Source organism: Fischerella sp. (assembly GCF_013388695.1).
In the GTDB taxonomy this organism is placed as follows: domain Bacteria; phylum Cyanobacteriota; class Cyanobacteriia; order Cyanobacteriales; family Nostocaceae; genus PCC9605.
The window spans coordinates 1-13282 of record NZ_JACAEU010000183.1 but is presented as its reverse complement, the minus strand read 5'-3'; the positions used below and the strand labels follow the sequence as shown (position 1 = coordinate 13282).

6 protein-coding genes are annotated in these 13282 nt (G+C 37.6%); all 6 read left to right on the top strand.

The window, feature by feature from the left end; translation table 11 throughout:
* A partial coding sequence (locus HXY43_RS24780) for a non-ribosomal peptide synthetase (protein ID WP_290889258.1) occupies window positions 1-1605 on the top strand: 1605 nt, incomplete at its 5' end.
* 113 nt (window positions 1606-1718) lie between these two features.
* Window positions 1719-7916, top strand: a complete 6198-nt coding sequence (locus tag HXY43_RS24775; protein ID WP_290889256.1) for a type I polyketide synthase — start codon at window positions 1719-1721, stop codon at window positions 7914-7916.
* A complete protein-coding gene (locus HXY43_RS24770) occupies window positions 7913-9322 on the top strand; it encodes a condensation domain-containing protein (protein WP_290889254.1) in 1410 nt (469 codons plus the stop codon). The genes HXY43_RS24775 and HXY43_RS24770 overlap by 4 nt, the downstream gene beginning before the upstream one ends.
* A gap of 91 nt (window positions 9323-9413) precedes the next feature.
* Window positions 9414-10322: a cupin-like domain-containing protein gene (locus HXY43_RS24765; protein WP_290889251.1), complete on the top strand. Its 909-nt coding sequence runs from the start codon at window positions 9414-9416 to the stop codon at window positions 10320-10322.
* Between the two features lie 63 nt (window positions 10323-10385).
* Complete coding sequence (ectB, locus tag HXY43_RS24760; RefSeq protein ID WP_290889249.1) at window positions 10386-11636, top strand: diaminobutyrate--2-oxoglutarate transaminase; 1251 nt, start codon at window positions 10386-10388, stop codon at window positions 11634-11636.
* A gap of 234 nt (window positions 11637-11870) precedes the next feature.
* The coding region (locus tag HXY43_RS24755) for an AMP-binding protein (protein WP_290889247.1) at window positions 11871-13282 on the top strand (1412 nt) is incomplete at its 3' end.

The window sequence follows — 13282 nt, the reverse complement described above, 5'->3', positions numbered from 1 at the left end:
TATCCCAAACAACGCATAGCTTTTATACTAGAAGACACTCAAGCGCCAGTGTTGCTAACTCAAGCATCTGTTGTAGAGGCAATAGCGCAACACACAGCTCAAGTCATTTGTTTAGATACTGATTGGCATCTAATCGCCCAACAAAGCCAGGAAAATGTATCCTCCCGACTAACTACTGACAACCTCGCTTATGTCATCTATACCTCTGGTTCTACAGGCAAACCTAAAGGTGTGCAAATTCCCCACAGGGCTCTGAGCAACTTTTTGTACTCCATGATGCAAACCCCAGGGTTAACATGCGAAGACACATTACTAGCAGTCACTACTTATTCGTTTGATATTGCCGCATTAGAACTATTTCTACCAATCATAGTAGGCGCTCGCTTGGTAGTCGCCAGTCGGGAAATTGTTTCAGACGCAACGCAGTTGGAAGCTTTACTGATAGATTCAAAAGCTACAGTTATGCAAGCCACACCTGCAACATGGCAATTACTTTTGGCAGCAGGTTGGGATGGCGATCGCCTATTCAAAATTCTCTGTGGTGGCGAAGCTTTACCCGGACACCTAGCAAATCAATTACTCGAGAGATGTGACTGTTTGTGGAACATGTACGGCCCGACCGAAACCACTATTTGGTCAGCTACTAGCCTGGTAGAAACTGTCAACAACACTGTACCAATTAGTAATCCAATTGCAAACACGCAGCTTTATATCCTCGACCAATATCATCAGTTAGTGCCTGTAGGTGTAGCAGGTGAATTGTGTATAGCTGGAGAAGGACTTGCAAGGGGCTATTTCCACCGTCCTGATTTGACCGCAGAAAAATTTATCCCCAATCCCTTTAGCAATAAATCAGCACGTCTGTACAAAACAGGAGATAAGGCACGTTATTTACCAAATGGAGAGATAGAATACATTGGTCGGATTGACAATCAAGTCAAACTGCGTGGTTTCCGGATTGAACTCGGAGAAATCGAAACACTGATCGGCCAACACCCAGGAGTACGAGAAACTGTGGTTGCGCTTGATTGTTCAAAAGCACAAGCAGATTCTCAACGAATTGTCGCCTATATAGTTCCCCAAAAAGAACAAACCCCAACGATTTCTGAACTACGCACTCTGTTAGAGGCAAAGTTGCCAAACTACATGGTGCCAGCAGCTTTTGTCATGTTGGAGGCACTCCCGCTAACACCTAATGGTAAGGTTGACCGTAAGGCACTACCTGCACCTGATACAGCGCGTCCTGAATTGGAGGCGGTTTATCAGCCACCTCAAACTGAAGTAGAACAAACTATAGCTGATATTTGGCAAAAATTACTTCAACTTGAAGACGTAGGAATTCATGATAACTTCTTTGAACTTGGCGGTCATTCATTGCTCTTGGTTCAAGTTCATAGCAAGTTGCGTGAAGCATTTAAAAGAGATTTATCTGTTCTAGACCTATTTAGATATCCGACCATAAACTCTTTAGCAAATTATTTTAATCAAGTCAAAAATCAACAACCATCTCCTGATATGATGGCTAACATCGCCGAGAAAATTGCAGATGGTAAAGCTCAACAAAGAAAACGTCTGCGAAAAATCAAATCTTTTGAAAATATTTAGGATTAATTGAAATAAATTAGTATTCCGACAGCATCAAATTATCTCAAAATCGTGAAAGAAAACGTCTGCGAAAAAGCAAATTTCTTGAAAATATTGAAGGAATAATTAAAGAAATGAATATTCCGACAGCATCAACTTCTATCAATGGTTCAGAAATAGCAATTATTGGATTAGCAGGAAGATTTCCTGGAGCCAAAAACATTGATGAATTCTGGAATAATCTTCAAAATGGCATAGAATCAATCTCTTTTTTCAGTGATGAAGAACTGTTGGAATCAGGAGTAGATGCAGAGGTTCTAAGTTACCCTAATTATGTTAAGGCAAATGCTGTAATAGAAGATGCAGAATTATTTGACGCTTCTTTTTTTGGATTCAATCCCAGAGAAGCAGAAATTACCGATCCGCAGCACCGCATTTTTTTAGAGTGTGCATGGGAAGCTTTAGAAAATGCGGGATATAAATCTGGAATAGAGAAATGTTCAGTAGGTGTTTTCGCTGGAGCTGGCTTAAACGGCTATTTACTCAACGTTTATTCAAATCAAAAGATTATCTCAGTAGATGAACAACAACTAGCAATAGCTTGTGATAAAGATTTCCTTTCTACACGTACTTCCTATAAACTTAATCTCACTGGACCTAGTTATACAGTTCAAACTGCCTGCTCGACATCCTTAGTCGCCATCCATTTAGCTATCATGAGCTTGTTGAATGGCGAATGTGATATCGCTTTAGCTGGTGGCGTTGCCATACATGCAGAAAGAAAAGCTGGATATCTGTACACAGAAGGCGGAATAATGTCTCCTGACGGACACTGCCGTGCATTTGATGCTAATGCACAGGGAACTGTGGGGGGCGAGGGTGTAGGCATTGTAGTGTTGAGGCGATTAGAGGATGCTCTTAGCGATCGCGATCGCATTCATGCTGTAATCAAAGGTTCAGCTATCAATAATGATGGTTCATTCAAGGTTAGCTATACAGCACCCCGCATCGACACCCAAGCAAAGGTAATTAGAACAGCCCAATTAGTAGCCGAAGTAGAGCCTGAGAGTATTACTTATATTGAGACTCACGGGACAGGGACAGCTTTAGGAGATCCCATTGAAATTGCTGCTCTCACACAAGCTTTTCAGACAAGTACCCAAAAGAAAGGATTCTGCGCCATTGGTTCCGTCAAAACCAATATTGGGCATTTGGACACTGCGGCTGGTGTGGCGGGATTAATCAAAACTGTCTTAGCCCTTAAGCACAAACAAATACCTCCAAGCTTACACTTTACTTCGCCTAATCCCGAAATTGACTTTGCCAACAGTCCTTTCTACGTCAATACCACACTTGCTGAATGGCAAACCAATGGCACTCCCAGACGTGCGGGAGTTAGTTCCTTTGGATTAGGGGGAACCAATGCCCATGTAATTCTGGAAGAAGCCCCGGTTGTAGAAGCTTCCAGCCCCTCTCGCTCTTGGCAATTATTGATGCTATCTGCCAAAACCAGTTCAGCGCTAGAAACGGCTACAACAAATTTAGCTAATTATTTCCGAGAACATCCCGATTTAAACCTTGCCGATGCAGCTTACACATTGCAGGTTGGGCGAAAAGCTTTCGACTATCGGCGTATGGTTGTCTGCCGAGATATCCAAGATGCTGTCAACGCACTTCAAGAACCAAAGCGAGTTATCACCAGTACTCAGAAAACTCAGCAACGCCCTGTTGCCTTTATGTTTTCTGGATTGGGAACTCACTACATTGATATGGCTCTTGAACTTTACCAAACTGAGCCAATATTTCGCGACTGTGTTGACCAATGCTGCGAACTCCTCAAACCCCACCTTGGTTTAGATTTGCGAGATGTCTTGTATCCCAATAGAAACAGCTCAAATGGCAGCAAGCAAAAACAAAATACTCAATCGACTGGGCTAGATTTGCGAAAAATGTTAGGTCGTGGGGAGGAACAAGCAGATGTCGCCACTCAAAAGCTGAATCAAACCATTCTTACTCAACCAGCTATATTTGTCATTGAATATGCTTTAGCTCAGTTGTGGATATCGTGGGGAATTCGTCCTACGGCAATGATTGGCTACAGCATCGGTGAATATGTAGCAGCAACTCTAGCTGAAGTTTTGTCTCTGGAAAATGCTTTAACCTTGGTAGCTAAAAGAGCGCAAATGATTCAAGAGTTGCCTGAAGGGGCAATGCTGGCAGTTCCGCTTTCAGAGTCAGAGATACAACCTCTCCTGAATGAAAAAATCTCTATGTCTGCAATCAACGGGTCATCATTGTGTGTGATTGCAGGTGCCACAGATGCTGTGAAAGAATGGGAGCGACAATTGAGCCAACAGGGTTTAGTTGGTAGACGTTTGCAGACTTCTCATGCTTTTCATTCTGTCATGATGGAGGCGATCGCACCAGCCTTTGGCGATTTAGTCAAAACATTTAGCCTCAAACCTCCGAAAATTCCTTATGTTTCTAACGTCACCGGAACTTGGATTACAGCAGAGCAAGCAACAGATCCCAGTTATTGGGTGAAGCACCTCTGTCAAACAGTACGCTTTGCTGAGGGATTGCAACAGTTATGGCAAAAAGACAATCCGATTTTATTAGAGGTTGGCCCTGGTCAAGCATTGATTAGTTTCGCATCGCAATGTATAGAAAGTAACGATAAAACTCAATTGGTGATGCTCGCTTCCCTGCGGCATTCCTACGAGCAACAGTCAGATGTCGCATTTTTAATGAATACATTGGGTCGCCTTTGGCTGGAAGGGGTAGAAGTAGATTGGTCTGGTTTTTATACCAATGAACAACGCGATCGCATCCCTTTACCGACGTATCCTTTTGAACGTCAGCGTTACTGGATTGATGCCAATACTGAAGCTAATTTGGCTACGCGATCGCAGCAAGAATTACACAAAAAACCGAATATTGCCGACTGGTTTTACGTTCCCTCTTGGAAACGCTCTCCCCATATACCATCAAAATCAGATCAAAAGCTATGTTGCTTAGTCTTTGTTGATACTAGTGGAGTTGGTTCACAAGTTGCCAAACAGTTGGAATTACAGGGTCATTATGTCATCACTGTGACAATTGGAGAGCAGTTTACCAAGTTAGGCGAATGTCCTACGGACAGGCTGCGCCAACGCGCTTACGCAATTAATCCCCAAACAAGTAGTGACTATGATACCTTGCTCGAAGAACTTAGCAGATTGGATTTAAACCCAAATGCGATCGCGAAGCGTCCCGTATGGCATTTCGCTCACTTTTGGAGCATTACACCAAATGATACTTTGCCTAGCCATGAGCCAGTAAAACAAACAGAATCATCGCATCAGTTTTTTGAAGATAGCCAAAATTTGGGTTTCTGGAGTTTGTTATTTCTAGCGCAAGCATTGGGAAGACAGAATATTACCGATGCTTTGAAGTTGATAGTTGTAACAAGTAACGTACATGATGTAACTGGCGAGGATAGTTTATGTCCTGAAAAAGCAACAATACTGGGGCCGTGTAAAGTAATTCCACAGGAATACGCTAACATCACTTGCTGTACTATTGACATAGTAGTTTCTTCTTCCAAAAACCCACCAGTACAGAAACTCATAAATCATCTTGTCACAGAAATTACTGCACAACAGACAGATAACACAATAGCCTACCGTGGTTATCATCGCTGGGTTCAAACTTTTGAGCCTGTGCGGTTAGATCAAAACATTGCAAGTAAAACTAACTTAAAAGAAGGAGGAGTTTACTTAATTACCGGGGGACTTGGTGGCATTGGTTTGGTATTGGCAGAAAACTTAGCGAAGACAGCACAGGCTAAATTAATTCTTATTGGACGAAAAGGGCTACCTGAACGCTCACAGTGGGAACAATGGCTAGCAACGCATGACAACCAAGATAGTGTTAGCCGTAAAATTGAGAAAGTGCTGGCACTTGAGAAATTAGGAGCTATTGTTCAAGTTAACAGTGCCGATGTAGCTAATCTTGAACAAATGCAAGCAGTAGTTGCTCAAGCGTTAGAACAATTTGGTCGTATTGATGGTGTCATTCATGCAGCAGGTATCGCCCCAGGTGGCATAATTCAACTCAAGACAAGGGAAATGGCAAACAGCGTACTAGCAGCAAAAGTTAGGGGAACGCTAGTACTAGAGGAAGTTTTAAAAAATTCCAATTTAGATTTCTTTGTGCTTTGTTCATCCCAAACTTCTGTCTTGGGACATTTTGGACAAGTAGATTACTGTGCAGCAAATGCTTTTCTTGACACATACGCTCATTATTGTGCTTGTAAATCGAATCAATTTCTAGTATCGATCAGCTGGAGTCCTTGGCAAGTAGGAATGGAAGTCGAGACTTTAGTACGAGATGAAATTAAGCAGATACATGAGGAAGCTAACTTAAAATTAGGAATTAAGCCTCAAGAAGGTATTGATGCTTTTCATCGAATTTTAGAAAGTAACTTGCCTCATATCGTTGTATCAACGCAAGATTTTCCAGCCTTAATTGAACGAAGTAAATCCTTCCAAGTGCAAGAAGAGTTGGCGCTATTAGAAGAGAAATTAGTTTCAGCAAATATTACTGTACTGAATCATCCTCGCCCTAATTTAGAGAATGATTACGTAGCTCCCCGTAACGAAGTTGAACAAAACTTAGCTGAAATTTGGCAACAACGTCTTGGGATAGATCAAATAGGCATTCATGATAACTTTTTTGAATTAGGAGGAGATTCTGTTCTCGCAATTCAAGTGGTTGCCAAAGCAAACAAATTAGGCTTAAAGTTAACAGCTCAACAAATGTTTCAGCATCAGACTATTGCTGAATTAGCAATAGCAGCATGTATGCTTGAAACTAAACAAACTGAAAATAGTTTACGAACAAAAGAAGTATATCTCACACCCATTCAGCATCGGTTCTTCGCTCAAAACCAGCCAAATCTAAATTCCTTAAACCAATCTTTATTGCTGGAGATACAACAAACATGCAATCTCAAGGTATTAGAGCAGGCTGTACAATATGTGATTCAATATCATGATGTATTTCGTCTGCGTTTTATTCAAAAAGAATCTGGTTGGCAACAAATTGAAGCTAATACCAATAATGTAGATTTAATGGTATACGAGCATGTAAATTTGTCTTCACTTTCAGAAAATGAGCAAAAAGATGCTTTAGAGTCAGCGATTATAGAAAGACAAAATAATTTCAACTTAAGTGAAGGTTCGCTTGTAAAAGTTGATTTTATTGAACTGCGATCGCAGAAAAATAGCTACCTATTAATTACTATCCACCATCTTTTAGTAGATGCAGTTTCTTGGCAAATTTTGCTAGAAGACTTGCAAACAGCCTATCAGCAACTCAACCAAGGTAAAGCAATACATTTGCCTGATAAAACCACTTCATTCAAACAATGGGCGCAGTGTATGCAAGAGTATGCTGAGACTTTAGAAATTATGCGGGAGCAAGACTACTGGTTGGCAAAAGCCCAAAAACCTTTCCTCAGTCTACCTGTTGACTATCCTGCAAGGGAAAATACAGGAGCTAACGCTGACATAGTATCAATTTCTCTAGATCAAAAAGAAACGCAAGCCTTATTAAAAAATGTCAATAAGGCTTATAATACCCAAATCAATGATGTTCTACTAACAGCGTTAGTCCAAGCTTTTGCAAAGTGGACGGGAGAACTGCAACTATGGGTAGATGTTGAAGATAATAGTCGAGAGAAAATCTTCAAAAATGTAAATGATATATCCTTGTCCCGTACAGTTGGTTTATTGACAACTTGCTTCCCTGCTATTTTGGATATAACAGAGGCTTCCGGTCAAGGAAATGCACTGGTAGCAGTTAAAGAATATTTGCGTAGCATTCCAAATAGAGGTACTGGGTATGATGTACTTCGCTATATAAGCGGTAATCAAGAAGTGAAGTCAAAGCTAAAATCCTTTCCCCAACCTCAAGTAAGTTTTAAATACTTAGGTAATTTTGACCCAGTGATTTCGCAGTCATCTTTATTTAATTTAGCTCAGCAGCCCGTTAAACTGAACCAAAGCCCAAGAGCAAATAGATTTTACTTATTGGAAATAAATGGAGTTATTGTTCAAGAACAGCTTCAATTAAATTGGATTTACAATACAGCGGTTCATCGTCGAGAAACAATTGAAACATTAGCTTCAAATTTTATTGAAGCTCTGCGAAACATTATTGCTCACTGTCAATCTCTTGAGAGACAAAAATATACACCTTCTGACTTTCCAAGAGCTAACTTGAGCCAACAAAGCTTAGATAAACTTATGGCAAAAATCAACCGAGCAAATGAGGAAGAAGCAAAATGAAAGCAGAAAATATAGAGGATATATATAAACTTACGCCCGTACAAGAAGGCATGCTCTTTCACTCTTTGTACGAGAGGGAATCATCATTATATTTTTTTCATGTTCCCATAGGTTTACGTGGTAATCTAAACATTGAGGCTTTTGAAGCAGCGTGGCAAAAAGTTGTAGATAGACATGCAATTTGGCGTACAGCATTTTACTGGGAAGACATTGATAATCCACTACAAGTTGTCTATAAAAAAGTAGAAATTTCCTTAAATCAATATGATTGGCGTGGGATTGAGCGAGCAGATCAGGAAGAGCGATTGAAATCATTTTATGAGAGCGATCGCAAATTATATTTTGACTTTTCGCAACCATGCCTAATGCGTCTAGCTTTAATTCGCCTTACTGATGATTACTATGAATTTGTTTGGAGTTTTCATCATATAATCACAGACGGATGGTCTTCTGCGATAATATTGGATGAATGTCTACAAATTTACGAAGCACTTTGTGAAGGTAAAGAAGTAAGATTTACATCAAATCGACCTTTTCGAGATTATATCGACTGGTTACAAGAGCAGAATATAGCAAAAACTGAAAACTTTTGGAGACAAACATTAGCAGGAATTAAAGCACCGACTCCTCTAACTTATATAGAAAATAAACAGTTACCATTCCAAGAAGAAAGGTACGATCAGGAGAAATTCAAGCTATCAGAAGCAAGTACAAAGGCACTGTTATCTTTTACTGCACAAAATCGTCTTACTCTGGCTACATTAGTTAATGGAATCTGGTCTATTCTCCTTAGTCGTTACACTTGCCGTAACAACATAGTCTATGGCTGCACTGTCACAGGAAGACCAGTAGACTTAGCCGAAGTAGATTCAATGGTTGGTGTATTTATAAATACCTTACCAATGAATGTGAAGTTAAATACCGAGCAACAGTTGTTGTCATGGCTTCAAGATCTTCAGACTCAATTAGTAGAAGTACGTCATCATGAATACACTTCACTTACACAAATTCAAGGGTGGAGTGAAGTACCTCGAGATTTACCTATGTTTGAAACTTTTGTTGTAGTTGAGAACGTTCCAGACAGTCAATCTATACGAAGCTGGAAAGGAAATGTAGAAATTGTTGCAGATAAAGGCGAGTATTTCAGAACCAATTACCCTTTGAATTTAGTTATATATCCAGAATCCGAAATGATAGTAGCAATTTCATATGATTGTCGTAGATTTGATCTTGCTACAATTACTGGGATAATTACAGAGTTTAAAATACTCTTACAATACATAATGACTAATCCTTTTGTTAAGATTAAGGATTTATCATTTTTGACTCCAAAACAACAGCAAATCTCAACAGCTTTAGAAAAAGAAGCAGCATTATTTGATTGGGAATTAGCTGCAATTAGCTAATGAATATACTAATTTAGTTAGTCGATTCATAAACAGTAAAAAAAGTAATTGTATATACAGCTAATTAAGTGCAGATATCAATTTATTGATTATGAAAAGTAGTGAAATTAATTCAAGTATGATAACTATATCTGAAATAGAAAGAAGATATAAACTTTCAAGTAATGAATTTACCAGAGATTATGTTGAAATGGGAAAACCAGTTATAATCTCCGGAGTTATTCCTAGCTGGAACAGCTTTAGTCAATGGTCTTTAAAATACTTCAAACAATTATCACCTTCTCTAAATATTTACGCAAAAAAATTTAGTGATAAGGGAATTGAAGTATGTAACCTGACAATGGAAAAATATATAGAATTAATAGAAAACTATGAAGCTGATTCTCTGAATAATCCTTCACCACCATATTGCCACGACCTACCTTTATTTAGCTTAATTCCTTCACTTATAGAAGACGCTCAACCATTTCCCCTAGATTACTTGCCAAAATGGTACTGGTACAAGTGGTGGCGTTACTGTCAGTTTTTTTTGGGTTGTTCTAATAGTATTACTCCACTACATTTTGATTGTCTTCTCACTAACAATATTTTTTTCCAGATAGTTGGACGCAAACAATTTACCATATTACTACCTGAAGATGCTAAATATTGTTATCGTCAGGGCTGGCGATGGTTTCTTGTGAATCCCGAAAAACCGGATTTTAATAAATATCCTGAATATAAAAATGCCAGACCAATCAAATTTATTGTAAATCCTGGAGATATCTTATATATGCCTCCTAGAACCTTACATCATGTTAGAAGCTTAGATATGTCAATTTCTTTTAATATTGATTGGCACACTAGAAAAAGCTCCTTGAATGCTCTAGCTGCTAGTGTAAAGGGTATGCCCATTCAAAATTCATACTATAACTTTTTAATAACTATGGGATTAGTATTTAAAATACCTTCGCCAATAATTTTTAAATTTTATAAATCGTATTTAAATTATGTATCTTGATCGTGTCAAGTTTTTCATAAATTTAACCAAAAAACTAATAATAGTAAAATGGAGAGCAGTTGCATGAATATATTTGAAAAGTGTGAATCAAACGTCAGAAGCTATTGCCGTAGTTTCCCTGCCATATTTCATCGGGCTAAGGGTTCCATAGTTTATGCTGAATCAGGTGAAGAATACATAGATTTTTTTGCAGGTGCAGGTGCTTTAAATTATGGACATAATCATGACTATATCAAACAAAAGGTTATGTCATATTTAGATGCCGATGGAATCGCGCATGGTTTGGATATGTATACTTCTGCCAAAGAGAAGTTTTTAGCTAAATTTAATGAGGTAGTACTAAGTACAAAACAGTTAGATTATCGCATCCAGTTCTGCGGTCCAACTGGAACAAATGCTGTCGAAGCAGCTTTAAAATTAGCTAGAAAAGTCAAAAAAAGACCAGGTATATTCTCCTTTATGGGAGCCTATCATGGAATGACTTTGGGTAGCTTATCAATTACTGCTAATACCGGAATTCGAGCGGGAGCAATTGGAACATTAAATAATGTAACATTTATGCCTTATCCCTATGGTTTTATGGAGAGTTTTGACACTATAAAATATATAGAATCAGTTTTAAATGACATTAATTCCGGGATTGAAAAACCAGCAGCGATTATCTTTGAAACAGTCCAAGCTGAAGGAGGAGTTGTTATTGCCCCAATTGAGTGGATGCAAAGACTAAGGAAGTTGTGTGACGAGAATGATATTTTATTAATCTGCGATGATATTCAAGTTGGTTGTGGTAGAACAGGTTCTTTCTTTTCTTTTGAAAGAGCAAATATTGTTCCCGATATAGTCATACTCTCTAAATCGATAAGCGGATATGGGTTTCCAATGTCTGTATTATTAATTAAGCCAGAATTGGATATTTGGGAACCTGGTGAGCACAATGGCACTTTTAGAGGTAATCAATTAGCATTTGTAGGAGCTACAGCTGCTCTAGAGTATAGAGAAAGTAGCAATCTTGAACAGGATGTTAAAGTCAAAGAGCTTTTCTTGAAAAATTTTCTATCTCAACAAATATCGCCAATCAGTGAAAATATAGCAATACGCGGAATAGGCATGATTTGGGGTATAGATTTGACAAATTTTGGTGGTAACAGTCTGGCTAAAAACATCACAATGCGTTGTTTTGAAAAGGGATTAATAGTTGAAAGAGCAGGTAGAAATGATACCGTAATTAAATTATTACCTCCTCTAACAATTGAAATGTCTACCTTAAAAAAAGGTTGTTCAATTATAGAAGCGGCCTTTAATGAATGTCTGTAAATCAGATTTTCAACTAAGAGACTTGCATTTTAATAATGTACATCAATTTTTAGATTTACCTCACCTTGAAATAACAATCGTCATTGGTGCATGAGGCTAGGTATAATAATCGATTTATAGAGTAAATTTTCGTCGCTTCACACTCTACAAATAGTTATTTTTTTCCTGTCAGTTCCTAAAAACTAATATTGCTATACCAGTTTTGCTAGAATAACCAACTTAAATCCGATAAAAATGATGACTACAACATTAGAACCACAAGAGTTATTTTCTCAAAAAATATACTGGTTAAACAAACTCTCTGGAGAGCTACCAGAAACAAATCTTATACAGGATTATGTTAGACCCCCACAGTATAGTGGGAAAAATAAAAGCCATACTTTTGAGTTACCTAATTACTTATCTCAAGCAATAATCAAGTTAACTAAAGGTTCTTACTTTTTGGTATACTTAATGCTTTTATCAGCATTCAAGATACTACTGCAAAAGTACACTAGAAATAACGATCTGATCGTCGGAATACCAGTATATAAAAAAATAGATGGTATAAATCTAGATTATTTAAATGATGATAAGGTTATTCCTTTGCGTACTCAGCTAAGTAATGAAATTACATTTAAAAATTTTCTTATTCAAGTAAAAGAGAATGTAATTAAAGCTTACAGCCATCAGGACTATTGTTTTGATGAGTTAATTGAATTATTAAATTTGCCTCAAAGTCAGAATCGCTGTCCAATTTTTGATATAGTCATATTATTAGAAAATATTCACAGTAAAACTGAGTTAGCAAAACTTAATAATGATATTACAGTTTCCTTTATTGTAGAAAATAGCTCTATTAGTGGCTCGATAGAGTATAGTGAGACAATTTTCAATGATGAAAATATTAAATTAATAAGTCATTACTACATAAATGTAATTGAAAGTATTATCAGTAATATTGATATTAAAATATCAGATATTGTTTTTCTAAATGACTCCGATAAACATAAACTACTAGAACAATATAATAGCAATATTCAAAAATATCCAATTACAAAAACTATTAATGTCTTGTTTGAAGAGCAAGTAGATAAAACACCTAACAATATAGCTGTAGTTCATGAAAAAACTCGATTAACTTATCAAGAACTAAATGATAAAGCTAATCAATTAGCTGGAATGTTGCGTAAACTAGGAGTAAACAAAGGTGAGTTCGTTGGCATCTTTAAAGACCGCGATATAAATTTTCTTATAGCTATTCTTGCCATATATAAGGCAGGCGGAGCTTACGTACCTATTGATAGTACTTATCCGTCAAATAGAATTGAATACATGTTATCTAATAGTGAAGTGAGGTTTCTCTTAACTGACTTTTCGCTATTAAATGTTCTAACAGACTTGATAAGTAACTGTTCTCAATTAAAATCTATTATCTGTTTAGATGAGGTTGTTCCTGAAAGTATACAGCTTACTCAAAACAAAGAATTAAAAATATACGATCAACTTGATTTCAACAACCTTCCCAAAGAGAATATAGAGCAAATAAATGATGCTGGCGATCCAGCTTACATGCTGTATACATCAGGTTCCACAGGACTGCCCAAGGGAGCAATAGTCAGACATGATGGTGCAGTCAATCATATTTATGCCCAATTTGATGAGTT

Excerpts from the sequence above, each read along its gene's own strand:
- HXY43_RS24775 (WP_290889256.1), top strand. The coding sequence starts at position 1,719 with ATGAATATTCCGACAGCATCAACTTCTATCAATGGTTCAGAAATAGCA.
- HXY43_RS24770 (WP_290889254.1), top strand. The coding sequence starts at position 7,913 with ATGAAAGCAGAAAATATAGAGGATATATATAAACTTACGCCCGTACAA.
- ectB (WP_290889249.1), top strand. The coding sequence starts at position 10,386 with ATGAATATATTTGAAAAGTGTGAATCAAACGTCAGAAGCTATTGCCGT.
- HXY43_RS24765 (WP_290889251.1), top strand. The coding sequence starts at position 9,414 with ATGAAAAGTAGTGAAATTAATTCAAGTATGATAACTATATCTGAAATA.